The organism is Streptomyces sp. NPDC051987 (genome assembly GCF_040680735.1).
Taxonomy (GTDB): domain Bacteria; phylum Actinomycetota; class Actinomycetes; order Streptomycetales; family Streptomycetaceae; genus Streptomyces.
In genome coordinates, this window is the sequence record NZ_JBFAXI010000120.1 from 1 (window position 1) to 24,525 (window position 24,525).

Here is a 24,525-nt window from a genome sequence, read left to right on the forward strand (position 1 = left end):
TTCCTCCTTGGCCCGGACGGCACCGCCGGCCGACGGGAGCATCAGCGCTCGACGTCCAGCGGCTCCAGGTCCTCGTCCCCGTCCAGGTCGAGGTCGTCGTCCAGCTCCTCGGCGTCCGCGACCTCCTCGCCGTCCGCCTCCTCGTCGTCGAAGACCGCGCTGACGTCGAAGCGGCACACCACGTGCTGCGGGTCGACCCCCTCGAAGGGCGCCTCCAGCCACTCGCCGGGCTCGGCCGGCTCGTCCGCCGCGGTCACCCAGAGCGTGGAGTCGCCCTCCTCCAGGCCGAATTCCTTGTGCCGGGAGGCGATCTCGTCCGGCTCGAACTCGCCGAACAGGACCCCGAGCGCCCCGTGGATCGTGCCGGCGGCGTCCTCGCCCGCGCCGGGACCGTCGTCGTACTCCGCCGCCTCGACCCGCTGGGCCTGGGCCAGCAGCCGCTGTGGCTCGGCCACCGCGTAGTCGCGGCGGATCAGCACGCTGATCGCGTTCGGTTCCTCGGGGCCCGCGTACGGCGGCAGCGAGTCGTCCGTACCGGGGATCTCGAAGGGCGTGACTTCGTCGTAGCGGTCGTAGAGAAGCTCGTCGTAGACCTCGGCGGCCGCGGCCAGCTGGTTGAACGCCTCGTAGACAGCCGGGTCGTCCTCCCCCGACCTGCGTTCGACCGCGGCCAGATGGCGGTCGAGCGCGGTCTTGACCGCCTCGGCGGCGGCGCGTACCTCGGCAGCGGTGGGCTGCGCAGCATCAGACATAGTGCAGACGCTATCCGTACCGGGCACCAGCCCGCACAATAGATGCGATGCCGGAATACGAATTTGTCGACGTGTACGTACCTCGCGGGGTGTCCCGCAAGGAGGCCACACGTCTGCTGACGGACCATGCCGAGTACGGACACTGGGAGTTGGACCGACTGAGCCTCATGCGCGACGGCAGCCGCAGGGTGCGGTTGCGCCGGCGGATCATCCGTCAGGTGCGTGCCACATGGTGAGACTGGCCGACTGACGGGACGGGCCCCGCGCCGCGGGGCCCGTCCCGTTCCACGCACCGCCATCGGTGCGTCACCGCCCGTGCGTCACGCCGCGGCGCGCGCCCTGCGGTACAGGACCGCGCCCGCGAGCAGCGCGCCCGCGCCCGCCGGGAGCGCGAGGCCCAGCGGCAGGTCACTGCCGGTGTGCGCGAGTTGCGGGGCGGCGGGGGTGCTCACCAAGGCGACGAGGCCGGAGCCGTGGGTACCGGCCGGGAGGGTCGCGTTCCCGGAGTGAGCGGGAGGGGTCCCGGGGTGCTGCCCCGGGTGCCCCGGAGTCCCGGGGTGACCTGGCGCGCCTGGATGCCCTGGGTGACCGGGCGTGCCCGGCTGTCCCGGCGTGCCGGGGTGCCCCGGCTGCCCCGGGTGACCGGGCGTCCCGGGGTTCCCTGGCGTTCCGGGTCCGTGGCCACCGTGGCCACCGTGACCACCGTGACCACCGTGACCACCGTGACCACCGTGGCCGGGGGGCTGCGAGGGGTGGCCGCCGCCCGGATGCCCGGGGTGTCCGGGATAGCCGGGGTGTCCGGGGCCTCCCGGGTGGCCCGGGTGGCCGTAACCCCCTCCGTTGGCGCACTCGTTGCCCACGGCGGTGTTGCCGATGCCGATGACGTTGACGCTGTTGCCGCAGACGTTGACCGGGACGTCGACCGGCGCCTGCACGGTGTTGCCCGAACCGACACCCGGCGAGCCTCCGGTGTGGCCCCCGGCGTGCGCGCCGCCGTGGGCTCGGTGGCCGCCGTAGCCCGTGGACGCATCGCCCCCGCCGCCGTGCTCGGCGCACTTGTTGCCCATCGACGGGTTGAGCGCGCCGACGACGTTGACGGTGTTGCCGCAGACGTTCACCGGCACGTGCACCGGCGCCTGCACCGTGTTGCCGGAGAGCACGCCGGGTGAGCCGCCGGCGGAGCCGACGGCTCCCGAGTCGGCGTGGGCGTATCCGCTCGCCGCGGCGATCACGCCGGTCGCCGCGGCCACTGTCATAAGGCCCTTGCGGGCACCCTGTCGCATTTCTGAATTTCCCCCTGCCTCGGATCCTGACCTTGCATTCCGCCGGACATTCATTCGGACGATTCCCGCGGAATAACCGGTCGGCCCCGGAGCGCATGGCGCGCACTCCGGGGCCGACGGAAAGACGCCCCTCAGGGAGTCGGCGTCACTTGTTGATGCAGGTGTTGCCGAAGGCGGGGTTCAGCAGCCCGATCACGGAGATCGTGTTGCCGCAGACGTTCACCGGGACGTGCACGGGAACCTGGATCACGTTGCCGGAAACGACACCCGGGGAACCCACGGCAGCGCCCTGGGCACCCGAGTCGGCGACGGCCAGGCCCGCACCCGCGAGAACCAGACCACCAGTGGCAGCCGCAGCAGCGACGACCTTCTTGAGCATTATTCCTCCTTGTTGGCAATGCGATTCCAAGTAGCGGATCGCATGGGGAGTAACGAGGAGGGAGTAATGGAGCTACGAGCTTATCGTCGCATTCACTCTTCTCAGTCTTCTTCGCACAGCCGCCCGATTACCTGAAGCCAGGGCTTCACGACGCGTCGATGAAACGGTCGAGCACGCGCACGCCGAACTGCAGCCCGTCCACCGGCACCCGCTCGTCCACGCCGTGGAACATGCCCGCGAAGTCCAGCTCCGGCGGCAGCCTGAGCGGGGCGAAGCCGAAGCCGCGGATACCGAGGTCGTCGAAGGACTTGGCGTCGGTGCCGCCGGAGAGCATGTAGGGGATCGCCTTGGCCGTCGGGTCCTCGGCGAGCAGCGAGGACTGCATGGCCTCCACCAGGGCTCCGTCGAAGCTGGTCTCCAGCGCCTTGTCGGAGTGCACGTCGGCGCGGACCACGTTCGGGCCGAGGATCCGGTCCAGGTCGGCGAGGAACTCCTCCTCGTGACCGGGCAGGAAGCGGCCGTCCACGTGCGCGGTGGCCTCACCGGGGATGACGTTGACCTTGTAACCGGCGTTCAGCTGGGTGGGGTTGGCGGTGTTGCTCAGGGTCGCGCCGATCAGCTTGGCGATGCCGCCGAGCCGCGCCAGCGTGGACTCCATGTCCTCCGGGTCCAGCTCGGTGCCGAGGGCGTCGCCCAGCTCGTCCAGGAAGGCCCGGGTGGTCTTGGTGACCCGCACCGGGAACCTGTGCCGCCCGAGCCGGGCGACGGCCTCGGAGAGCTCGGTGATCGCGTTGTCGCGGTGGATCATGGAGCCGTGCCCCGCGGTCCCGGCGACCTTCAGCTTCATCCAGTGCATGCCCTTCTCGGCCGTCTGGATGAGGTAGAGCCGGCGCTGCTCGCTGACCGTGAAGGAGAAGCCGCCGACCTCGCTGATCGCCTCGGTGACACCGTCGAAGAGGTCCGGGTGGTGGTCGACCAGGTGCCGGGCGCCCCAGGTGCCGCCGGCCTCCTCGTCGGCGAGGAAGGCCAGCACGATGTCGCGGGGCGGCCTGCGCCCGCTGCGCAGCCGGTCCCGCACGACCGCCAGGGTCATGGCGTCCATGTCCTTCATGTCGACGGCGCCCCGGCCCCACACGCACCCGTCCGCGACCTCGCCGGAGAACGGGTGGTGGGTCCAGTCGTCGGCGTTGGCCGGGACGACGTCGAGGTGGCCGTGGATCAGCAGGGCGGGCCGGGACGGGTCCGTGCCCTCGATGCGGGCCACCGTGGAGGCGCGGCCCGGGTGGGACTCGAAGATCTCGGGTTCCAGGCCGACCTCGGCGAGTTTCTCGGCGACCCACTCGGCCGCCTTGCGCTCGCCGGGACCGGAGTGGTCGCCGTAGTTGCTGGTGTCGAACCGGATCAGCTCGCGGCAGAGGTCCACGACCTCGTCCTCGCCGGTGACGCCCCTGGCCGTGTCCGTCTCGCTCACGCTGCTTCCTTCCGCTGTCACTGCCGCCCGGTCCCTGCCATCCTCTCTCCCTTCCCGCCCCGGGCCCAAGGCCGGTCCCGGCCCGTCACACGCCGTTCACGCCCGCCGGCCCCCGAGCGGGGTGTGATCGGCGGCCCCCGAAAGCCTGGTAGTGTTTCCTTCGTCGCCGCGAGGGAAGCCCGCACGGAAGAGCTCGCACGACAGACACCTTGTCCGGGTGGCGGAATGGCAGACGCGCTAGCTTGAGGTGCTAGTGCCCTTTATCGGGCGTGGGGGTTCAAGTCCCCCCTCGGACACCACGAAGAAACCCCTGCCGAGCAGGGGTTTCTTGGTTTTTACGGGTCTTTCGGGGCTTGCGGGTCCTACGGGTCCTTCGAGCGGAGTGCGGGCGACCACCTTCCGGTGGGCGCCGCGCTGTCTCGGCCCGGGGCCGTCCGCGAGCTCAGCGGAGGTCGTCGACGGCGCCGCCTATTCGGCCGTCCCGGAGGGCGAGGGTGGAGGTGAACGCACGGAGCGTGGCGCGGTCCAGCAGGAGCGCGGGCCCGTCGGGCCACTTGCTGTCGCGGACGGCGACCGTCGCCTCGTCGACGATCCCGCATTCCACGCAGTCGGACTGTGATGCGGACGCCGAGGACTTCCGCCAGATCACCGGCAGGGTCGACGCGTCGTCAGCGTGCTTCATTCCTTATTCGTTCTTCCTTATCTGGGTGATCAGTTCCACCGACGCCTCGACGGACTCGGCGGCAGACGTGAGGCGTTGCCACGCGGCCCGGTGCGTGGAGACCCGATCACGTTCCTCGATGTACAGGGCGGAGGTCAGCCCTTCCTGGTGGACGACGTCCAGGTCCGTGTGCGGACCGAAGCCCAGGATGCTGAAGGTGCCGGTGAGCCCGGCGTGCAGGGGAGCGTCCGAGCGCAACACCTGGATGTTGATGTTCGGACGCCGCCCCATCGTAAGCAGGCGCCCCAACTGCTCGTACATCAGGGCGGGATCCTCGGTGGTGGAGCGCAGGGCCTGTTCGGAGATGATCGCCCAGAGTGCCAGCGGGTCGCTGTCCCGGGTGAGGACGGCCTGGCGTGCCAGCCGTACCTCGACGAGCGCGTCGACCCGTGCCTCGACCGCCTCGGACATGGCGGTCGCCCGGATGATCTCGCGGGCGTACTCGGCGGTCTGGAGCAGTCCGGGGATCATGCCCAGCTGCCAGGTGGAGACCGTCTCGGCCTCCGCCTCCAGGCTGATCAGGTCCTCGTACACCGGGGTGAGGACACCCCGGTACGAGTGCCACCAGCCGCGCCGGCCGCCCTCCTTGGTGAGCGTGATCAGGGCCGCGCGCAGCTCGTCGCTGACGTCGCGGCCGAGTTCGGCGTACAGGTGGAGCAGCGCCTGGATGTCCGCTGCCTTGGGGGCCGTCTTGCCGGTCTCCATCCGGGACAGCTTGGAGGAGACGAACGCGCCTTCGGAGTGCTCGGCGACCTCGTCGAGGGTGAGTTCGCCGCGCAGTTCGCGCAACTTCGCACCGAGCCGTCGCCGGCGCACCGTGGGCGTGCTCACGGATTCCCCCTTCTCTCCGGTGAACTGCCCGACAGTCTGCCCGTGCCGCCCCGGCCGCCGCCACCGGCTGACGACTTGTGCCGCAAGTCTCTCGACCCGACGCGCAATATTTCACATCCCGTGGGACGTATTGCGATCGACTGTGCCGTGAAGGCACCATGAATCCGGGAAATACGACAGTGACCGCACTCGCATGGCGAACCACCGTGCCTGCGTTGGGACATGCCCGTGAGGGGATGCACATGATCGAACGCCAGCGGAGCACCACGACCGAAACCCGCGCCCCGCAAGTCGCCCCGCCGCCGGTTCTGTTACTGGCCAGCGAGCCTCAGTCGGCCAAAGCCGCCCGACTGTTCGTGAGCGACTTCATCACGCACCACTCCCCTGACGCCTCCCGCGACCACATCGACGCGGTCGCCCTGGTCACCTGCGAGCTGGTCACCAACTCCCTGCGCTACGAGACCGATCCGGACGACCCGGTCCGTCTCGTCATCGACTCGGACGGCTCCCGGACCCGGGTCGAGGTGCACGACCCGCTGGGCCGCCGTCCCCGGCTGCGCCCCATCCCGGTCGAACGCGACCGCGGCCGCGGTCTGCTCATCCTGGACGCGCTCTGCTCGGGCCGCTGGGGCGTGGGCAATCTGCCCTGGGGCAAGTCCATCTGGGCCGAGGTCAGCGCCGCGTGACCCGCGGTGCTCCGTGACGTCTCCTCCACCCCCAGGGTGACGGCCGGTTCCGTGGCGTTTTCTCCCCCTCCACGCCACGGGGCCGGCCGTCCCCGTAGGCGCCGCCGGACACATGGAGTTGGCCTGCCTCACGCTGTGTGGCCCATCTCTCGCCGGTGACGGAGAATGCCTGGTCAGAGGTTGCTGAAACGTCAAGGGCCTGCTCCGAACGGCCGCTGTCAAGTGGCCGTCACATGAACGGGAGCCTAGCGTCGTACTAATATTTCCGGCTTGTTACCCAGCCGGAGCCGGACAACCCCAGGCAGACCTGAGGGCCCGCCGGCGCCCCGGAGGGTTCCGGGAACGAGACGCGAGGACCGGATGGCAGCCATTGACGGGAGCAGTGCTCTCGGCCTGCTCGACGAAGAGATCCGCGAGGAGTTCGGGGACACGGCACGCTTCTCGGCCGGTGCGGCGGCTTCGCCGCGCACGCTCGTGGACGTGTTCGAAGCAACGGTACGGGCCCACCCCGACGAGCCCGCACTGGACGACGGCACCGCCCAGCTCACCTACCGCGCGCTGGCCGTCGAGGTCGAGAGGCTGCGGCGGCGGCTCGCCGAGGCCGGGATCGGGCTCGGCGACCGGGTGGGCGTGCGGGTCCCCTCCGGAACCAACGACCTGTACGTCGCCGTGCTCGGCGCGCTCGCGGCCGGGGCCGCCTACGTGCCCGTGGACGCCGAGGACCCGGACGAGCGGGCCGCACTGGTGTTCGGCGAGGCGGAGGTGGCGGCCGTCATCGGCGCGGGGCTGCACCTCGACGTGCGCCGCGACTCCGCGCGGCCCGCCGGCCGTCCCGGCACCGAGCACGACGCCTGGATCATCTTCACCTCCGGATCCACCGGCAAGCCCAAGGGCGTCGCCGTCACCCACCGCAGCGCCGCCGCCTTCGTGGACGCCGAGGCCGCGCTGTTCCTGACGGAGGAGCCGATCGGGCCCGGCGACCGGGTCATGGCGGGCCTCTCCGTGGCCTTCGACGCCTCCTGCGAGGAGATGTGGCTGGCCTGGCGGTACGGCGCCTGCCTGGTGCCCGTCCCCCGCTCCCAGGTGCGCAGCGGCGCCGACCTCGGCCCCTGGCTGGTCGAGCAGGAGATCACCGTCGTCTCGACCGTGCCCACGCTGGCCGCCCTCTGGGAGCCGGAGACCCTCAACGACGTCCGCCTCCTCATCTTCGGCGGCGAGGCCTGCCCGCCCGAGCTGGCGCAGCGCCTGGTGACCGAGGGCCGCGAGGTCTGGAACACCTACGGCCCCACCGAGGCCACCGTCGTCGCCTGCGCGGCCCTGATGACCGGCGAGGAGCCGATCCGCATCGGGCTGCCGCTGAACGGCTGGGAGCTCGCCGTCGTGGACGACGCGGGCGAGCCCGTGGCGATGGGCGAGAGCGGCCAGCTGGTGATCGGCGGGGTCGGCCTCGCCCGGTACCTGGACGCGGAGAAGGACGCCGAGAAGTACGCGCCGCTGGAGTCGCTGGGCTGGCAGCGGGCGTACCGCAGCGGTGACCTGGTGCGCGCCGACCGCGAGGGGCTGGTCTTCCTCGGGCGGGCCGACGAGCAGATCAAGCTGGGCGGGCGCCGGATCGAGCTGGGCGAGGTCGACGCGGCCCTCCAGGCGCTCCCCGGAGTCGCCGGTGCCGCGGCCGCGGTACGGACCGCCCGCAGCGGCAACCAGCTCCTCGTGGGCTATGTCGTCACCCAGGACGGCTGGGACCACGCGGCCGCCGTCGAGAAGCTGCGCGCCGAGCTGCCCGCGGCCCTGGTGCCGCTGCTGGCGCCCGTCGCCGAGCTGCCCACCCGCACGTCCGGCAAGGTCGACCGCAACGCCCTGCCCTGGCCGCTGGAGGGCCTGGAGGGCGGCGGCCCGGCCGAACAGCTGTACGGCACCGAGGCGTGGCTCGCCGAGCAGTGGACCGAGGTCCTCGGCGCTCCGGTGAGCAGCGCCGCCGACGACTTCTTCGCGATCGGCGGCGGCAGCCTGTCCGCCGCCCAGCTCACCACCCGGCTGCGCACCCGCTACCCGAGCGCGGCCGTCCTCGACATCTACCAGCAGCCGGTGCTGCGCAAGCTGGCCCGCCGGCTGGAGGAGTCCGTGCAGGACGACGGCGCCGAGCGCACCGTCGTGCCGGTGCCGCGCGGCGCCCAGCTGGTGCAGCTGGTGCTCCTGCTCCCCCTGTTCACCCTGCTCGGGCTGCGCTGGACGGTCGTCCTGGCCGCGCTCGGCAACCTGCTGGGCGGCTACGGCTGGCTGCCCACCGCCCCCTGGTGGCTGGTCGGCGTCGGGGCCGTGGCGCTGTTCACCCCGCCCGGCCGGATCGCGCTCGCGGCCGGTGGCGCGCGGCTGCTGCTGCGCGGCGTGCACCCCGGCACGTACCCGCGGGGCGGCTCGGTCCATCTGCGGCTGTGGGCGGCGGAGCGGCTGGCCGAGTCCGCCGGGGCGACCACGCTGACCGGGTCCTGGCTGGAGCGGTACGCGCGGGCACTGGGCGCCAAGATCGGCCCCGAGGTGGACCTGCACTCGCTGCCGCCGGTCACCGGCCTGCTCAGGATCGGGCGGGGCGCGGCCGTGGAGTCCGAGGTGGACCTGTCCGGCTCCTGGCTGGACGGCGACCGGCTGGTGATCGGGCCGGTCCGGATCGGCGCCCACGCGGTCGTCGGGACGCGCAGCATGCTCTTCCCGGGCGCCCGCGTCGGCAAGCGTGCCGAGGTGGCCCCGGGCTCCGCGGTCACCGGGCAGGTCCCGACCGGTCAGCGCTGGGCCGGCGCCCCGGCGGTCAAGCTGGGCAAGGCCAAGCGGAACTGGCCCAAGCAGCGGCCGCAGCGCGGCACCTACTGGCGGGTGATGTACGGCCTGACGGGCTTCGCGCTCAGCGCGCTGCCGGTGCTGGCGGGAGGCGCCGCGCTGCTGGTGGCCGGGCGGTTCCTGGCCCCCCGCGACGGCCTGGCCGAGGCCCTGCGGGGCGCGGCCGTCGCGCTGGTCCCGGCGACGCTGGCGTTCGGGCTTGCGTACGCGCTGCTGATCCTCGTGTCGGTCCGGCTGCTGAGCCTGGGGCTGCGCGCCGGCACCTACCCGACGCACAGCAGGACCGGCTGGCAGGCGTGGACGGTGTCGCAGCTGATGGACCGCTCCCGGGAGACCCTGTTCCCGCTGTACGCCGGGCTGGTCACGCCGGTGTGGCTGCGGCTGCTCGGGATGCGGATCGGCAAGGGCGCCGAGGTGTCGACCGTGCTCGCGCTGCCGAGCCTGACGACGGTCGGCGAGGGCGCGTTCCTGGCCGACGACACGCTGACCGCGCCGTACGAGCTGGGCGGCGGGTACGTGCGGATCGGGCGGGCGGAGATCGGGCGGCGGGCGTTCCTCGGGAACTCCGGGATGACCGCGCCGGGGCGCAGCGTGCCGGACGGCGGTCTGGTGGGCGTGCTGTCGGCGACGCCGAAGAAGGCCAAGAAGGGCACCTCCTACCTGGGGCTGCCGCCGGTGAAGCTGCCCCGCAGCGCGGCCGACGGCGACCAGAGCCGGACGTACGAGCCGCCGGCGCGGCTGCTGTGGGCGCGGGCGCTGGTGGAGACGTGCAGGATCGTGCCGGTGCTGTGCTCGGTGGCGCTGGCCGGACTGACGGTGGCCGCGCTGTGCGTGCTGGGCGGATGGGCGCCGCTGCTGTCGGGCCTGGTGCTGCTGGCCGCCGGTGCGGTCGCGGGTCTGGTCTCGGTGCTGGCCAAGTGGGTGCTGGTGGGGCGGCACCGCAGCGGGGAGCACCCGCTGTGGAGTTCGTTCGTGTGGCGCAACGAGCTGGCGGACACGTTCGTCGAGGTGCTGGCGGTGCCGTGGCTGGCCGGCTCGGTTCCGGGTACTCCCGTGATGACGGCCTGGCTGCGCGGCCTCGGGGCGCGCATCGGCAAGGGTGTCTGGGTGGAGAGCTACTGGCTTCCGGAGACGGATCTGGTGACGCTGGAGGACGCGGCCACGGTGAACCGCGGCTGTGTGCTGCAGACTCACCTCTTCCACGACCGGATCTTGCGGACGGATACTGTGGTTCTCCGTGAGGGCGCCACACTGGGTCCTGGCGGGATCGTGCTGCCCGGCAGCACGATCGGGGCCCGTACCACCCTCGGGCCCGCGTCGCTCGTCATGGCGGCGGAGTCGGTTCCCGACGACACCCGCTGGCTCGGCAACCCGATCGAGGCATGGCGTCCCTGAGCGCGGGCCGTCCGGTGGCCGTGGGTGTCGGCGCGCCGAGAGACGGTTCGAGCACAGCGCAGGGAGCGAACGCGGAAGTGGCAGTGCAGCAGTCAGCGGGTCCGGACCCGTATTTCCCGGACAACGGCGACCCCCGGTACCGGGTGCATCGCTATGAGCTCACGCTGGACTACCGGCCCGGACCCAACCGGCTGGCCGGCATGGCCCGGATCAACGCGATCGCGGGCCGGGCGGCCCTGTCCGAGTTCCAGCTGAACCTGGCCGACTTCAAGATCGGCCGGATCCGGGTGGACGGCCGTCAGCCGCACTGGACGCACCGGGGCGGCAGGCTGCGGATCAAGCCGGCGAAGCCGGTGCGCGCCGGGGCGGCCTTCACCGTGGAGATCCACTGGTCCGGCAACCCGAAGCCGGTGAACAGCCCGTGGGGCGGGATCGGCTGGGAGGAGCTGACGGACGGCGCGCTGGTGGCCAGCCAGCCGGTCGGCGCGCCCTCCTGGTTCCCGTGCAACGACCGGCCGGCCGACAAGGCGTCGTACCTGCTCTCGGTCACCTGCCCGTCGGCGTACTCGGTGGTGGCCGGCGGCCGGCTGCTCACCCGGACCACGAAGGCGTCCACCACGACCTGGGTGTACGAGCAGGCGGCGCCGACGTCGAGCTATCTGGTGAGCCTCGCGATCGGCAAGTTCCAGACCGTGCTGCTGGGCGACCCCGGCTTGGGCGGTGTGCCCATGCACGGTCACATACCGGCGCATCTCCTGCCGGAGTTCTCCAGGGACTTCGCGCGGCAGCCCGCGATGATGGACCTGTTCCAGCGGCTGTTCGGGCCGTACCCGTTCGACGAGTACGCGGTGGTCGTCGCCGACGAGGAGTTCGACGTCCCCGTCGAGGCCCAGGGGTTGTCGCTGTTCGGCGTCAACCACGTGGACGGTGCCCGGGGTTCGGAGCGGCTGGTGGCGCACGAACTCGCCCACCAGTGGTTCGGCAACAGCGTGTCCATCGCCGACTGGCGGCACATCTGGCTGAACGAAGGGCTCGCCAAGTACGCGGAGTGGCTGTGGTCGGAGCGGTCGGGCGGGCGCAGCGCCCAGCAACTGGCGGCCGCCGCCCACCGGTTGCTGTCCGGGCTGCCGCAGGACATCCGGATCGCAGCCCCCGGCAAGAAGTCGATGTTCGACGACCGGCTCTACGAGCGGGGCGGTGTCACGGTCCACGCGATCCGCTGCGCGCTCGGCGACGACCGGTTCTTCCACATGCTGCGCGCGTGGGTGGGGCTGCACCGGGGCGGGTCCGTGACGACCGCGACGTTCACGGCCCATGTGAACCGGTTCGCGGACGAGCCGTTGGACGGCCTGCTGGACGCCTGGGTGCACCGCACGGCACTGCCGGCGCTGCCCACCCCGGCCGTCCCGGCCCGCCCGGCCCAGCCGCCCACCAACGCCGAGTCGGCGTAGGGGGCGGGCCGTGACTCCGAAGCGCTCCCGGCAGCGGCGGCCCGCCGCCTGCCCGTGCGGTCTGCCGGAGACGTACGAGAGGTGCTGCGGCCGGTTCCACCGGGGGGAGGCGGCGGCGCCCACGGCCGAGGCGTTGATGCGCTCGCGCTACAGCGCCTTCGTGACGGGTGACGAGCCGTACCTGCTGCGCACCTGGCACCCCCGGACCCGCCCGGCCCGGCTCGACCTGGACCCCGGCATGCGCTGGACCGGCCTGGAGGTCCTGGCGGCGAGCGACGGGTCGGCCTTCCACACCACCGGCACGGTGACCTTCCGCGCGTCCTTCGAGGGCGGCTCACTGCGGGAGCACAGCCGGTTCGAGCGGGTCGACGGAGCCTGGGTGTATCTGGACGGGGTGTTCCCGCGGGAGTAGCGCTACGGCGCCAGGACGTCCAGTTCCTGGAGGGCGCCCGCCGTGATGGCGCGGGTCAGGTGCTCGGCGCGGGGGGCGTCGCCCTCGCGTACCGCTTCCGCTAGCTGGACGTGGAGGGTGACGGCGGCCGGGTCGGGGTCCTCGAACATGACCTCGTGGTGGGTGCGGCCGGAGAGGACCTCGGCGACGACGTCACCGAGCCGGGCGAACATCTCGTTGCCCGAAGCGGTCAGGATCACCCGGTGGAACGCCACGTCGTGGACGAGGTAGGCCTCCAGCTTGTGCCCGCGTGAGTTGGCCACCATGCCGAGGGCGCACTCGGTGAGCTCGGCGCACTGCGCGGCCGTGGCGTGCCGCGCGGCCAGGCCGGCCGCGACCGGCTCGATCGCCGACCGCAGCACGGTGAGCGAGCGCAGCTGGTGCGGGCGGTCGGCGCCGGCCAGGCGCCAGCGGATGACCTGCGGGTCGTAGACGTTCCACTCGGCCTTCGGGCGGACGGTGACGCCCACCCGGCGCCGGGACTCGACCAGGTGCATGGATTCGAGGACCCGGACCGCCTCGCGCATCACGGATCGTGACACCTCGAAGTGCTGGGCCAGTTCGTCGGTGCGCAGGACACTTCCCGGCGGGTACTCGCCCGCGGTGATGGCGGGGCCGAGAGCGTCAAGTACTCGGCCGTGCAGGCCCCGGCCCGGTGTGCTCATGCACTCAGCGTACCGAGTGGATCACCGAGCCAAAAAGTCAGACTTATATGCCACAGGCTCTTGAATTCGTCGTACCTAATGGGTTTCAGTGAGGCCGACGCCGGTTGTCGTACGCCGGCGCCGGCTGTCGAGATCTCCCGAGGAAACAGCGAGGCAGTGATGCGGACCCCACACGTCGTGGCGGTGATGGGCGTCGCCGGCACGGGCAAGACCACGATCGGTCCCCTGCTCGCCGCCCGGCTCGGCGTCCCGTACGCCGAGGGCGACGACTTCCACCCGCCGGCCAACATCGCCAAGATGTCGGCCGGGCACCCGCTCGAGGACGCCGACCGGTGGCCGTGGCTGGACACCATCGGCGCCTGGGCGCACGGCAGGGAGGGCCTCGGTGGGGTGGTCAGCTGCTCGGCGCTGAAGCGGGCGTACCGCGACCGGCTCCGGGCCTCCGCCCCGGACCTCGTCTTCGTGCACCTCACCGGTGACCGGCAGCTCATCGGTGACCGGATGTCGCACCGGCAGGGACACTTCATGCCGACCGCGCTGCTGGACTCGCAGTTCGCCACGCTCCAGCCGCTGGAGGCGGACGAGGCCGGCGTCGCCGTGGACATCGCGGGCGACCCGGAGGAGATCACCGCACGGGCCGTACGGGCACTGGAAGCGCTGCCCGACCGCACCTCGCACTGACTCACCCTTTCCGTTTCTTGTCTCCCCGTCATCGCCCTTCTCGCCTTTCCGTCTCCCTCCTCTACCCCCTCTTGTCCCCATAACCGCAAGGAACCCCGTGACCAGACTCAGCGTCGAGGTGCTGGCAGCGGACGCCGTCGCGCCCATCACCTCGGCCGGACACGCCCGGCTCGGCGTCGCCGTCCTGTTGGGCATCGCCGTCATCGTCCTGCTCATCACCCAGTTCAAGGTCCACGCCTTCCTGGCGCTCACCATCGGCTCGCTCGCGCTCGGCGCGTTCGCCGGGGCGCCGCTGGACAAGGTCATCACCAGCTTCACCACCGGGCTCGGCGCCACCGTCGCCGGCGTGGGTGTCCTGATCGCGCTCGGGGCGATCCTGGGCAGGCTGCTGGCCGACTCCGGCGGTGCCGACCAGATCGTCGACACGATCCTCGCCAAGGCCGGCGGGCGGGCGATGCCCTGGGTGATGGTGCTGATCGCCTCCGTGATCGGGCTGCCGCTGTTCTTCGAGGTCGGCATCGTGCTGCTCATCCCGGTGGTGCTGATGGTCGCCAAGCGGGGCCACTACTCCCTGATGCGCATCGGCATCCCGGCCCTCGCCGGTCTGTCCGTGATGCACGGCCTGGTGCCTCCGCACCCCGGCCCGCTGGTCGCCATCGACGCGGTCCACGCCAACCTGGGCCTGACCCTGGCCCTCGGCGTCCTGGTCGCGATCCCGACCGTGATCATCGCCGGTCCGCTGTTCTCCAAGGTCGCGGCCCGCTGGGTGGACGTGCAGGCCCCCGACCGGATGCTCCCGCAGCGCCCGTCCGAGGAACTGGAGAACCGCCCCGGCTTCGGCGCCACCCTCGGCACCATCCTGCTGCCGGTCGTCCTGATGCTCGCCAAGGCGCTGGTCGACATAGTCGTCGACGACCCGGCCCACACCGTCCAGCGCGTCTTCGACGTCATCGGCTCCCCGCTGGTCGCGCTGCTCGCGGCCGTGCTCGTCGGCATGTTCACGCTGGGCCGGCCCGCCGGGTTCTCCAGGGAGCGCATCGCGGAGACGGTCGACAAGGGGCTCGTGCCGATCGCGGGCATCCTGCTGATCGTGGGCGCGGGCGGCGGCTTCAAGCAGACGCTGATCGACTGCGGGGTCGGCCGGATGATCCTGGAGATCTCCAAGGACTGGTCCATACCGGCGCTGCTGCTGGCCTGGCTGATCGCGGTGGCGATCCGGCTGGCGACGGGCTCGGCGACGGTGGCCACGGTGTCGGCGGCGGGCCTGGTGGCTCCGCTGGCGGCCGACATGTCGAGCGCCCACACCGCCCTGCTCGTCCTGGCCATCGGCGCGGGCTCGCTGTTCTTCAGCCACGTCAACGACGCCGGGTTCTGGCTGGTGAAGGAATACTTCGGCCTCAGCGTCGGCCAGACCCTCAAGACCTGGTCCGTGATGGAGACGATCATCTCGGTGGTCGGCGGCGGCCTGGTCCTGCTGCTGTCACTGGTGATCTAGCGTCGGGCGGGGTGCGGCCGGTGCCGGCCGGTGCGGCCGGTGCGGCCGGTGCGGCCGGTGCGGCCGGTGCGGCCGGTGCGGCCGGTGCGGCCGGTGCGGCCGGTGCGGCACCGCCGGACTCCGCCGTCTCGGCCGGTCGCCGTTGCGGCGGGAGGAGGAGAGCCGGGCGTCGGGAGCTCCGGGCGCAGTCCACGCCCCTGCGGGAAAGGCCGCAGGGCAGCGCCGGACGCGGGGCGGGGCTGCGCCGGGCTTCCCGACGGGACGGTGATCGGCCGCGCCTCTGGTGGCCGGGCTGGACGGTGATCGGCCGCGCCTCTGGTGGCCGGGCGGCGTCGGAGAGCGCGTCTGGGCGGACCCCCTCGCGCTACGGCCGCCACAGCGGGTGTTCGCGTCTGGCCCAGTCACGGCTCACCGTGCCCGTGCGCAGGCCCCGGCGGGACTCCGGGTCGCCGAGGGCCATGCCGATGTGGCCGGCCAGGACGATGCCGATGGTCAGGGCCAGCCAGTCGTGGACGAAGGTGGCCGACGTGCGCCACATCAGCGGGGCGAGGTGGGTGAACCACATGAGCAGGCCCGTGCCCAGCATGACGAGGGTGGCCCCGGCGATCCAGTTCGCGTAGATCTTCTGGCCGGCGTTGAACTTGCCGGCCGGCCGGGAGGAGCGGCGCTTGTCGCGGCTCAGGACGGCACGCAGCCAGAGCCTGTCGTGCGGGCCGAAGCGGTTCAGGAAGCCGAGGTCCCTGCGGAAGGCGCGGGAGGCGAGGCCCAGCAGGACCGGGACCGGGAGCGCCAGGCCCGCGCACTCGTGGATGCGCACGACCAACTCGCGGCGGCCCACGAGGACCGCCAGCTGCGGGATGTAGAGGCAGGCGGCCGTCGCGACGCACAGGCCCATCAGCAGTGCCGTGGTGCGGTGCACCCAGCGCTCGGCGGCGGTGAAGCGGTGCAGCCGGTCCGTGGCGGCCGGGGCCTCAGCTCGTAGGCTCATCGTCACGTCCGTTCGAACGGCCGACCCAGGCGTCGACGTCGTAGCCGAGTCTCTCCCAGTAGCCCGGTTCGACCTTGTCGGTGACCGTGATGCCGGAGAGCCACTTGGCCGACTTATAGAAGTACATGGGGGCGACGTAGAGGCGGACCGGGCCGCCGTGGTCGTGGGTGATCGCCTTGTTCTGCATGCGCAGCGCGACCAGGACGTCCGGCCGGCGCGCCTGGTCGAGGGTGAGGCTCTCGGTGTACGCGCCGTCGAAGCAGGTGAAGTGGATCGCCTTCGCGGTGTCCCGGACGCCCGCCAGGTCCAGCAGGTCGGAGAGGCGGACGCCTTCGAAGGGGGTGTCCGGCACCCGCCAGCCGGTCACGCACTGGACGTCCTTGACCAGCCGGGTCTGCGGCAGGGCCCGCAGGTCTGCCAGGGTGTACGTACGCGGCTTGTCGACCAGCCCGTCGATCCTGAGCTGGTAGTCGGCGGCGGTCTTGTCCGGTACCGACCCGGTCACCGAGTAGTAGCGGAAGCCGCCGCCGTTCGGGAGGAGGCCGGTCAGGCCCGTCGGGTCCTTGCCGGAGAAGGCGCCGAGGACCGACTCGGTGACGCGCTGCAGCACCGGCGCGGTCACCAGGCCGAGCGCGCCGAGGCCGATGGTGCCCAGGAACACCCGGCGGCCGACCGGGCTTCCCTCCTCGGTGCGCCGCGGTTCCTCGGATCGTTCAGAGTTCACGCCCTCATTCGAACACCATCGGGGCGGGCTCGGCCACGGAATCCGGCGGCCGTAAGGAATCCACAACCTCTTCTCATGATCCGCCCTCCCGGCCTCCCAGCACCCGCTCCCGGGCCGCCCGGAACGCCTCGCACGGGTCGCGGTCCGGGTAGGACCAGGGTGCCACGGTGGCATGGCGTCCGATGCGCTGCAACAGGGCCGCGGCCTCGGCGTACCGGCCGGCGCCGAAGGTGGCGTGGGCGAGATGGTTCAGGTCGACGGGGCGGCGGGGATGCTCCTCGCTCCCCCACTCCAGCCACCAGTCGAAGGCGGCGCCCAGGGCGCGCTGCGCGGCCGGCTCGGTCCAGTGCCCGGCGGCGGCCGGGTCCGCGGGGGCCTGGCCGGTGGTGGCGAGCACCCGGTGGCGTTCGGTGTACGCGACGACCGGCAGAACGGCGAGCGGGGAGTCGGCCGGCGCCTCGGCCGCCGCGCGGTCGGCGAAGGCGCACAGTTCGTCCGTCTCCCGGGTCTCGGTCTCCGCGATCCTGGCCACCATCAGGTGGTGGGCGTGGTGGTGCTCGGGATGGCGGCGGCGCACCTCGCCGAAGGCCCGGCGGGTGTCCTCGTCGGTGCCCAGGTGGCGGGCCACCAGGAGGAGGCCGAGCCACGGGGTGGGGTCGGCGGGGGCGAGCGCGGCGGCGCCGGCGCAGGCCTCACGGGCGCGCTCCGGATCCTCCTTGCCGCGCAGGGCGCGCCGGACCAGGGTCAGGGCGTACAGGACGGCGGCGCCGGGCGAGCCGGGCTCGGCGAGCAGCCACTCGCGGGCCCAGGCGACGGCGTAGGGCTCGCGGGCGAGGACGGTGACCCGGTGGCCGCGACGGTCCCAGTCCTCACCCGTATGGAGCAGCAGAGAGCGGGCGGACTGCCAGCGGCCCTGGGCCAACGCGGCCCGCGCCGAGATCAGTTCGGCGTCGCCCAGCGCGTCGTCGGGACAGTGCTCGCACCCGGGGTGCGGGGCCGGGCGGGGGCTCTCGTCGACGGCCGGGCCGGGGTCGGACACGGCCTGGCCTGGGCCTAGGGCGGGCGGGGTTGGGGGCACCGCGGAACTTCCTGGTTGTCGGGCTGCCATCGGCCGATCACGCACAGCAAACCCCCCGCCAAGACTTTGCGTCAAGCCGAACGGGGCTGGTGCCCCGTTCAACTACCCTGTTCCTGGGGGAACTTGGCGCGCGCCGGGAGCCGGTGGGCGTACCGTGGCCGTGGGGCACCGGGTGGCGACTGTGGCGTACGCCATAGCGCGGGCCGCCCGTGCGTCGGACCATGGCCGTAGGGTCACGTAACCGCCCCGATCCACCCATCACGGTCGACTCGGGCAGCGTGACCGAGTCAACCGCCCGGTTCCGGGTACCCCCGGAACAATCCCCCTCCGGGAGCGCTACAGTCGGCCACTACGCACTCCGTAGCCCGGCCGCAGATCGAGGTACGCAGCGTGTCCGTTCTGGTTCTGATTCTCGCCGTGAGCGCAGCCTGTTGCCTGGGCTTCGGGTTCGTGCTCCAGCAGAACGTCGCCCAGAAGGCACCGCTCAGCGACTTCCTCTCGCCCCGGCTGCTGCTCGACCTGATGCGGGTGCCGCGGTGGCTAGGCGGCATCGGCCTCATGGTGGCCGGCATGATCCTGGGCGCGATCGCCCTCGGCAAGGGCGAGATCTCGCTCGTCGAACCGCTGCTCGCGACCAACCTCCTGTTCGCCCTCGCGCTCTCCCGGCACCAGACCAAGCACCCCCTCAGCCACCAGGGCTGGGCCGGCCTCGTCCTGCTGGCGGGCGGCGTGACCGCGTTCATCCTGGCGGGCCAGCCACGCGGCGGCGACGCCGTGACCGACCCGGCGCGCCACTGGCTGATCATCGGCGTGATGGTGGGCACCGCCCTGCTGCTCACCACCTACGCCAAGCGGTCCCGCCTCAGCGCGGGGCCCACCCTGCTCGCCCTCGCCGCAGGCCTGCTCTACGGCGTCCAGGACGCGCTGACCCGGGTCACCGGCACCCGGTTCTCCGAGGGCGGCATCGTGGAGGTGCTGACCGGCTGGCAGCCGTACGGCGTGCTGGTCCTCGGGGTCACCGGGCTGATCCTCGTGCAGAGCGCGTTCGAGACGGCCGAGCTGCGCAACTCGCTGCCCGCGCTCACCGCGGCCCAGCCGCTCGCCGGGATCCTGTGCGGGGTCGGCTTCCTCGGGGACCGGCTGCGCACCGACACGGGGGCGCTGGCCTGGGAGGCGGCGGGGCTCGCGGCGATCGTGGCGGGCATCGTGCTGCTCGGTCTGCATCCCGCGATGCCGCGCGGTACGGCGCCGAAGGAGCCGTCGCTCGACCTCCAGCCGCGCTGACGCCGGCGGCTGACGCGGGCGAGCCGTCCGCCTGCTTGGATGGCGGCATGAGCGCTGCTGACGAGATCCTCGACATCGTCGACGAGCACGACCAGGTCATCGGGCAGTCCCCGCGCGGCGAGGCGTACGCCAGGGGCCTGCGCCACCGCTGCGTCTTCATCCAGGCCCGCGACGCCGCCGGCCGCGTCTTCGTCCACCGCCGCACCGCGACCAAGCTCGTCTTCCCCTCCCTCCACGACATGTTCGTCGGGGGCGTGGTCGGGGCGGGCGAGTCCTACGACGACGCGGCGCTGCGGGAGGCCGAGGAGGAACTGGGCGTCAGCGGGCTGCCGCGGCCCACGTTCCTCTTCAAGTTCCTGTACGACGGCGGGGCCGGGCGGAGCTGGTGGTCGGCGGTGTACGAGGTGCGCTGCGAGCTGCCGGTGCGGCCGCAGGTGGAGGAGGTGGCGTGGCACGACTTCCTCACGGACGAGGAGGTGGTGTCGCGGCTCGGGGAGTGGGAGTGGGTGCCGGACGGGGTCGCGGCGTGGGAGCGGCTGCGGGAGTGGCGGGGCTGAGGCGGGAGGTAGGGACGCTCACCGGCGCCGGCCGGTTCCCGCCCGCCCACTCCGTGCCGCCCCAGCGGCACGACTGCCCGCGGCTGCATGAGACACGGCTGGACAGCGCCCCGTAAGGGGCGCGGGGCTGTGTCCGCTATGCGGCTGCGCCGCGTGGGCGCGACCGGCCCTCACCCGCCCGCAGCCGAAATATCGGCCCTCCCACCCCCGGGTAGGCTTCCTACACGTGATCGAGTTCGCGCGGAACGTCCGTTTGTGGTTCGCCCCCGAAGAGGTGCGGCAAGAGGGAACGACCCCCGACTACCGTTTCTCCCTCGCCAACGAGCGGACGTTCCTGGCCTGGCTGCGGACCGCCCTCGCCCTCATCGGCGGCGGATTCGCCGTCGACCAGTTCCTGCCCGACCTCGGCCGGGCCTGGCGCGTCGGACTCGCCCTGGCCCTCCTCGCCGCGGGCGTCCTCTGTTCGCTGCGTGCCGTCAACCACTGGATGCGCTGCGAGCGCGCGATGCGGCGCGGTGAGGACCTCCCGGTCTCCCGGTTCCCGGCCCTGCTGAGCGTGGTCATCGCCGTGGTCGCCGTCGCGATGGTCGTCGTCGTGCTCGTCGGGTGGGAGGGATGACGGAGCCGCCCCGCGACCCCGGGCTCCAGCCGGAGCGGACCCGGCTGGCCTGGCGCCGTACCACGCTGTCGGCGACGGTCGCCGCCGTGCTCGCGGCGAAGACCACCCTGCACGGCGGCACCTCGGCCGTCGGGGTGCTCGCCTGCGCCGCCTGCTGCGCCCTCTGGCTGGGCTTCCTCCTGGTCGCCCACCTCCGTATCCGCGCCCTGGCGGTCACCGGGCGCCCGGTGACCCTCACCCCCCGGTCGGCGACCTGGGCGGTGCTGTGCACGGTCGGCATCGCCCTGTGCGCCGCCGCACTGGTCGTGTAGCCCCCTCAGCCCGTGGGCCGGCGCCCGTTCAGCCCTCCTCCGGCCAGTCCACGGTGACCACCAGCTTGCCCCGGGTGTGCCCCTCCTGGCTGCGGCGCTGTGCGTCGGCCGCCGCCTTCAGCGGAAACGTCTCGGCCACCTGGACCGTGAGCGCGCCCTGTTCCGCGAGCGCGGCGAGCCGGGTCAGGTCCCCGGCATCGGGGCGTACGAAGCAGTACCGGCCGCCGAAGTCGACGACGTCCGGGTCGGCGATCGAGGCCATCCTCCCCTCGGGGGCGAGCAGGTTCGCCGAGACGGTCAGCGTCTCGCCGCCGACGGTGTCGAAGACGGCGGCCACCCCCTCCGGGGCCAGCCCCCGCACCCGTTCGGAGAGACCCGCGCCGTAGGTGACCGGCTCACCGCCGAGGCCGCGGACGAAGTCGTGGTTCGGCTCGCTCGCCGTGCCGATGACCCGGGCGCCGAGATGGACCCCGAGCTGCACGGCGAGCGAGCCGACCCCGCCGGCGGCGGCGTGCACCAGGATCGTCTCGCCGCGCTTGACCTCCAGGGCGTGCACCAGCACCTGGTAGGCGGTGAGACCGGCCAGCGGCAGCCCGGCGGCCTGTTCGAAGGTGAGGTTGCGCGGCTTGCGGGCGAGCGTGCGCACCGGGGCGGCGACGTACTCCGCGAAGGTGCCCCGGGAGAGGAAGTCCTCGCGGACGTAGCCGATCACCTCGTCGCCGACCGCGAACTCGGTGACGGCTGCGCCCGGCTGGACGACCACGCCCGAGACGTCCCAGCCGGGGATCACCGGGAAGACGGCGTCCAGGACCGCGTGCAGATGGCCCTCACGGCACTTCCAGTCGACCGGGTTGACGGCCGCCGCGCGGACCTTCACCAGCACCGAGTCGGGGCCGACCTTCGGGTCCTTGACCTCGCCGTACTCCAGCACCTCGGGGCCGCCGTACCGGCTGTAGCTGATGCCTTTCATGCAAACGACCCTCCGGGGTACTCGGACGCCACGCAACCGGGATGCCCGCATATGCGCCGTTTGCGTGGCAGCCTGTCCGTCGGTATCACGCCACACCCCTGAACCTTGCTCCACCCGAAACCCTTCATCCCCCGAGACCCTGTACCCCCCGAAGGCGAGCACCATGACCACCCTGCACCAGGAACACACCGCGCACGGCCACAGCCACGGACCGGACTGCGGGCACGACCAGGTGCCGCACGGCGACCACATCGACTACGCCCACAACGGACACCTGCACCGCGAGCACGCCGGCCACTGGGACGAGTGCGAGCCCGACGGCCACGTCACCCACGAGGCGCACGAGCACCGGCACGGTGACGGCTGCGGGCACACCGGCGTCCTGCACGGCGACCACATCGACTATCTGCACGACGGCCACCGGCACGCCGAGCACGAGGGCCACTGGGACGACCACTGAGCCGGTTCCTACCCGTGACGGCTCCCCGCTCTGCGCGCGCGGGGAGCCGTCGCGCGCCGTCCGGGCCGTAGGGTGGTCCCGGTCACGTTTGGTCCCCGCGCTGGACGACATACCGACTGGTCGGCATCATGAGTCGGGTCCCGTTCGTTCGTCGTAGGAGCGATGCATGAGCCCCGACCACCCGCCCGGACTCGATCTCGACCGGCTGCGCGGCCTGCTGGACCGCGAGCGCCCCGGTCTGGTGACCGGTCCGCTGACCGGAAGGCTGATCGAGGGCGGACGGTCGAACCTCACCTACGCGATCTCCGACGCCACCTCGAAGTGGGTCGTACGGCGGCCGCCGCTGGGTCACGTGCTGGCGACCGCGCACGACATGAAGCGCGAGCACCGGGTGATCAGCGCGCTGTACCCGACAGAGGTGCCGGTGCCGCGCCCGGTGCTGCTGTGCGAGGACACGGAAGTCGTCGGGGCGCCCTTCTACGTGATGGAGTTCGTGGCGGGCACCCCGTACCGCACCGCCGAACAGCTCGTGCCGCTCGGCCCCGAGCGGACCCGTGACGCCGTGCTGTCCCTGGTGGACACCCTCGTCGAGCTGCACGCCGTGGACCCCGCGGAGGTCGGCCTCGCCGACTTCGGCCGCCCCGAGGGTTTCCTGGACCGCCAGCTGCGCCGCTGGGGCAAGCAGCTGGACGCCTCCCGCAACCGCGAACTGGCCGGCATCGACGAGCTGCACGCGACCCTGGGCCGCCGGCTGCCCGACTCCCCCGCGCCCACGGTGATCCACGGCGACTACCGGCTCGACAACGTCCTGATCGGTGACGACGACCGGATCAAGGCGGTTCTCGACTGGGAGATGTCGACGCTCGGCGACCCGCTGACCGACCTGGGCCTGCTGGTGATGTACAGCCTGCCGCTGGGCGCGCCCGACTCCCCGGTGTCCACCACCGCCGAGGCGCCGGGCCATCCGGCACCGCGCGAGCTGGTCGAGCGGTACGCGGACCGCTCGGGGCGGGACGTCTCGCACATCTCCTGGTACACGGCGTTCGCCTGGTTCAAGCTCGCGGTGATCCTGGAGGGCATCCACTACCGGTACACCCTGGGCCAGACGCTCGGGCAGGGCTTCGACCGCATCGGCGAACTCGTCCCCGTCTTCATCGACCACGGACTGACCACTCTTCAGGAAGGCTGACCGGTCATGGACTTCGCGTTCGACGCGCGCACCGAGGAGCTGCGTGCTCAACTCCAGGCCTTCATGGACGAGTTCGTCTACCCGGCCGAGTCGGTGGCGGAGGAGCAGCGGGCCGCACTGGCCTCGCCGTGGGACACCCCGGCCGTGGTGGAGGAGCTGAAGGCCGAGGCCCGCAGGCAGGGGCTGTGGAACCTCTTCCTGCCCGACGCCGAGTACGGCGCCGGCCTCACCAACCTGCAGTACGCGCCGCTCGCCGAGCTCACCGGCCGCTCGCCGCACCTGGCGCCCACCGCGCTGAACTGCGCGGCGCCGGACACCGGCAACATGGAGGTGCTCGCCCAGTTCGGCGACGAGGCGCAGAAGAAGCAGTGGCTGGAGCCGCTGCTGGCCGGCGAGATCCGCTCCGCGTTCGCGATGACCGAGCCGGAGGTGGCCTCCTCCGACGCCACCAACATCACCACCCACATCGAGCGGGACGGCGACGACTACGTCATCACCGGCCGCAAGTGGTACATCTCGGGTGCGATGAACCCGGACTGCAGAATCTTCATCGTGATGGGCAAGACGGACCCGGACGGGCCCGACATCCGGCGCCAGCAGTCCATGGTCCTGGTCCCGCGCGACACCCCCGGTGTCACCGTCAAGCGGGCGATGAAGGTCTTCGGCTACGAGGACCACTACCACGGCGGCCACGCCGAGGTGGTCTTCGACCACGCGCGCGTGCCGGTGTCGAACCTGGTCGGCGAGGAGGGCGGCGGCTTCGCCATCGCCCAGGCCCGGCTCGGTCCCGGGCGGATCCACCACTGCATGCGGCTGATCGGCATGGCCGAGCGCGCGATCGAGCTGATGTGCCGCCGGGCCGTCTCGCGCCAGGCCTTCGGCAAGGCGCTCGCCCAGCAGGGTGTGGTGCACAACTGGATCGCCGACGCCCGGGTGACGGTGGAGCAGCTGCGGCTGCTGGTGCTCAAGACGGCCTGGCTGATGGACACCGTCGGCAACCGGGGCGCCCACGCCGAGATCCAGGCCATCAAGATCGCGACGCCGCGCGCGGTCGTCGACATCATCGACCGCGCGATCCAGCTGCACGGCGCGGGCGGCGTGAGCCAGGACTTCCCGCTGGCCGACCTGTACGCCGGTGCCCGCACGCTGATGATCGCCGACGGACCGGACGAGGTGCACCAGCGCTCGCTGGCACGGCGGGAGCTGAAGAAGTACCTGTAGCGGAGCCCACGCACCGAGGAGGGGCCCCGGC

Annotated in this window: 25 protein-coding genes and 1 tRNA gene; 15 read left to right on the plus strand and 11 right to left on the minus strand. The window is 72.3% G+C overall.

Annotation, left to right across the window (positions count from 1 at the left end; genetic code table 11):
- Positions 1-41 precede the first annotated feature (41 nt).
- Positions 42-752 (minus strand): hypothetical protein, encoded by a 711-nt coding sequence (locus AB0M11_RS37075; RefSeq protein ID WP_365712587.1) that lies wholly within the window; start codon positions 750-752, stop codon positions 42-44.
- A gap of 47 nt (positions 753-799) precedes the next feature.
- Here AB0M11_RS37075 and AB0M11_RS37080 point away from each other — a divergent pair, with 47 nt between their 5' ends.
- Complete coding sequence (locus AB0M11_RS37080; RefSeq protein WP_046732800.1) at positions 800-988, plus strand: DUF5703 family protein; 189 nt, start codon at positions 800-802, stop codon at positions 986-988.
- A gap of 84 nt (positions 989-1,072) precedes the next feature.
- Here AB0M11_RS37080 and AB0M11_RS37085 read toward each other — a convergent pair whose 3' ends face one another.
- The 3 genes from AB0M11_RS37085 to AB0M11_RS37095 form a co-directional block, all read right to left on the minus strand.
- Positions 1,073-2,035 (minus strand): chaplin, encoded by a 963-nt coding sequence (locus tag AB0M11_RS37085; RefSeq protein WP_365712589.1) that lies wholly within the window; start codon positions 2,033-2,035, stop codon positions 1,073-1,075.
- Positions 2,036-2,180: 145 nt separating this feature from the next.
- Positions 2,181-2,414 carry a chaplin ChpH gene (gene chpH / locus AB0M11_RS37090; protein WP_123978334.1) on the minus strand — a complete coding sequence of 78 codons (234 nt, stop codon included), beginning with the start codon at positions 2,412-2,414 and terminating at the stop codon, positions 2,181-2,183.
- 145 nt (positions 2,415-2,559) lie between these two features.
- On the minus strand, positions 2,560-3,885 hold the full coding sequence (locus AB0M11_RS37095; RefSeq protein WP_365712591.1) for a M20/M25/M40 family metallo-hydrolase: 1,326 nt from the start codon (positions 3,883-3,885) through the stop codon (positions 2,560-2,562).
- A gap of 211 nt (positions 3,886-4,096) precedes the next feature.
- Between AB0M11_RS37095 and AB0M11_RS37100 the strand changes: the two genes are divergently transcribed.
- A tRNA-Leu gene (locus tag AB0M11_RS37100) sits at positions 4,097-4,184 on the plus strand.
- 143 nt (positions 4,185-4,327) lie between these two features.
- On the opposite strand, the gene AB0M11_RS37105 is transcribed toward AB0M11_RS37100, so the two are convergent.
- Together AB0M11_RS37105 and AB0M11_RS37110 are read right to left on the minus strand one after the other, a co-directional pair.
- A complete protein-coding gene (locus AB0M11_RS37105) occupies positions 4,328-4,567 on the minus strand; it encodes a DUF397 domain-containing protein (protein WP_365712593.1) in 240 nt (79 codons plus the stop codon).
- Positions 4,568-4,570: 3 nt separating this feature from the next.
- Complete coding sequence (locus AB0M11_RS37110; protein ID WP_365712595.1) at positions 4,571-5,437, minus strand: helix-turn-helix transcriptional regulator; 867 nt, start codon at positions 5,435-5,437, stop codon at positions 4,571-4,573.
- 242 nt (positions 5,438-5,679) lie between these two features.
- On the opposite strand from AB0M11_RS37110, the gene AB0M11_RS37115 reads away from it, so the two are divergent.
- The 4 genes from AB0M11_RS37115 (at position 5,680) to AB0M11_RS37130 (ending at position 12,213) form a co-directional block, all read left to right on the plus strand.
- Positions 5,680-6,123: an ATP-binding protein gene (locus tag AB0M11_RS37115; RefSeq protein ID WP_365712597.1), complete on the plus strand. Its 444-nt coding sequence runs from the start codon at positions 5,680-5,682 to the stop codon at positions 6,121-6,123.
- A 360-nt stretch (positions 6,124-6,483) separates the two neighbouring features.
- Positions 6,484-10,350, plus strand: coding sequence for a Pls/PosA family non-ribosomal peptide synthetase (locus tag AB0M11_RS37120; protein WP_365712599.1), 3,867 nt, complete (start codon positions 6,484-6,486; stop codon positions 10,348-10,350).
- A 77-nt stretch (positions 10,351-10,427) separates the two neighbouring features.
- Positions 10,428-11,801, plus strand: a complete 1,374-nt coding sequence (locus tag AB0M11_RS37125; RefSeq protein WP_365712601.1) for a M1 family metallopeptidase — start codon at positions 10,428-10,430, stop codon at positions 11,799-11,801.
- 10 nt (positions 11,802-11,811) lie between these two features.
- Positions 11,812-12,213, plus strand: coding sequence for a YchJ family metal-binding protein (locus AB0M11_RS37130; protein WP_365712603.1), 402 nt, complete (start codon positions 11,812-11,814; stop codon positions 12,211-12,213).
- 2 nt (positions 12,214-12,215) lie between these two features.
- Here the strand turns inward: AB0M11_RS37130 and AB0M11_RS37135 are convergent, their stop codons facing one another.
- Complete coding sequence (locus AB0M11_RS37135; RefSeq protein WP_365712605.1) at positions 12,216-12,917, minus strand: FadR/GntR family transcriptional regulator; 702 nt, start codon at positions 12,915-12,917, stop codon at positions 12,216-12,218.
- 159 nt (positions 12,918-13,076) lie between these two features.
- Here AB0M11_RS37135 and AB0M11_RS37140 point away from each other — a divergent pair, with 159 nt between their 5' ends.
- Both AB0M11_RS37140 and AB0M11_RS37145 read left to right on the plus strand, forming a co-directional pair.
- Positions 13,077-13,598: a gluconokinase gene (locus tag AB0M11_RS37140; protein ID WP_365712607.1), complete on the plus strand. Its 522-nt coding sequence runs from the start codon at positions 13,077-13,079 to the stop codon at positions 13,596-13,598.
- Between the two features lie 97 nt (positions 13,599-13,695).
- Positions 13,696-15,093 carry a gluconate:H+ symporter gene (locus AB0M11_RS37145; protein ID WP_365712609.1) on the plus strand — a complete coding sequence of 466 codons (1,398 nt, stop codon included), beginning with the start codon at positions 13,696-13,698 and terminating at the stop codon, positions 15,091-15,093.
- A 364-nt stretch (positions 15,094-15,457) separates the two neighbouring features.
- Here AB0M11_RS37145 and AB0M11_RS37150 read toward each other — a convergent pair whose 3' ends face one another.
- From AB0M11_RS37150 to AB0M11_RS37160, 3 genes are all read right to left on the minus strand, one after another.
- Positions 15,458-16,081 (minus strand): cytochrome b/b6 domain-containing protein, encoded by a 624-nt coding sequence (locus AB0M11_RS37150; protein WP_365712611.1) that lies wholly within the window; start codon positions 16,079-16,081, stop codon positions 15,458-15,460.
- A complete protein-coding gene (locus tag AB0M11_RS37155; protein ID WP_365712613.1) occupies positions 16,065-16,805 on the minus strand; it encodes a molybdopterin-dependent oxidoreductase in 741 nt (246 codons plus the stop codon). The genes AB0M11_RS37150 and AB0M11_RS37155 overlap by 17 nt, the downstream gene beginning before the upstream one ends.
- Positions 16,806-16,878: 73 nt before the next feature.
- Complete coding sequence (locus tag AB0M11_RS37160) at positions 16,879-17,844, minus strand: hypothetical protein (protein WP_365712615.1); 966 nt, start codon at positions 17,842-17,844, stop codon at positions 16,879-16,881.
- Between the two features lie 429 nt (positions 17,845-18,273).
- Between AB0M11_RS37160 and AB0M11_RS37165 the strand changes: the two genes are divergently transcribed.
- The 4 genes from AB0M11_RS37165 to AB0M11_RS37180 all read left to right on the plus strand — a co-directional run bounded on the left by AB0M11_RS37165 (position 18,274) and on the right by AB0M11_RS37180 (position 20,654).
- Complete coding sequence (locus tag AB0M11_RS37165) at positions 18,274-19,167, plus strand: DMT family transporter (protein ID WP_365712617.1); 894 nt, start codon at positions 18,274-18,276, stop codon at positions 19,165-19,167.
- A 47-nt stretch (positions 19,168-19,214) separates the two neighbouring features.
- A complete protein-coding gene (locus AB0M11_RS37170; RefSeq protein WP_365712619.1) occupies positions 19,215-19,724 on the plus strand; it encodes an NUDIX domain-containing protein in 510 nt (169 codons plus the stop codon).
- A 226-nt stretch (positions 19,725-19,950) separates the two neighbouring features.
- Positions 19,951-20,343 (plus strand): DUF202 domain-containing protein, encoded by a 393-nt coding sequence (locus AB0M11_RS37175; protein WP_365712621.1) that lies wholly within the window; start codon positions 19,951-19,953, stop codon positions 20,341-20,343.
- Positions 20,340-20,654: a DUF202 domain-containing protein gene (locus AB0M11_RS37180; RefSeq protein WP_365712623.1), complete on the plus strand. Its 315-nt coding sequence runs from the start codon at positions 20,340-20,342 to the stop codon at positions 20,652-20,654. The genes AB0M11_RS37175 and AB0M11_RS37180 overlap by 4 nt, the downstream gene beginning before the upstream one ends.
- Positions 20,655-20,682: 28 nt before the next feature.
- Here AB0M11_RS37180 and AB0M11_RS37185 read toward each other — a convergent pair whose 3' ends face one another.
- Positions 20,683-21,624, minus strand: a complete 942-nt coding sequence (locus AB0M11_RS37185; RefSeq protein ID WP_365712625.1) for an NADP-dependent oxidoreductase — start codon at positions 21,622-21,624, stop codon at positions 20,683-20,685.
- 163 nt (positions 21,625-21,787) lie between these two features.
- Here AB0M11_RS37185 and AB0M11_RS37190 point away from each other — a divergent pair, with 163 nt between their 5' ends.
- The 3 genes from AB0M11_RS37190 to AB0M11_RS37200 all read left to right on the plus strand — a co-directional run bounded on the left by AB0M11_RS37190 (position 21,788) and on the right by AB0M11_RS37200 (position 24,494).
- On the plus strand, positions 21,788-22,084 hold the full coding sequence (locus AB0M11_RS37190) for a hypothetical protein (protein WP_365712627.1): 297 nt from the start codon (positions 21,788-21,790) through the stop codon (positions 22,082-22,084).
- Positions 22,085-22,250: 166 nt separating this feature from the next.
- Positions 22,251-23,273 (plus strand): phosphotransferase family protein, encoded by a 1,023-nt coding sequence (locus AB0M11_RS37195; RefSeq protein ID WP_365712629.1) that lies wholly within the window; start codon positions 22,251-22,253, stop codon positions 23,271-23,273.
- 6 nt (positions 23,274-23,279) lie between these two features.
- The gene (locus AB0M11_RS37200) at positions 23,280-24,494 is read left to right on the plus strand and encodes an acyl-CoA dehydrogenase family protein (RefSeq protein ID WP_365712631.1); all 1,215 of its coding nucleotides are present in this window, start codon (positions 23,280-23,282) and stop codon (positions 24,492-24,494) included.
- The last annotated feature ends 31 nt before the right edge of the window (positions 24,495-24,525 follow it).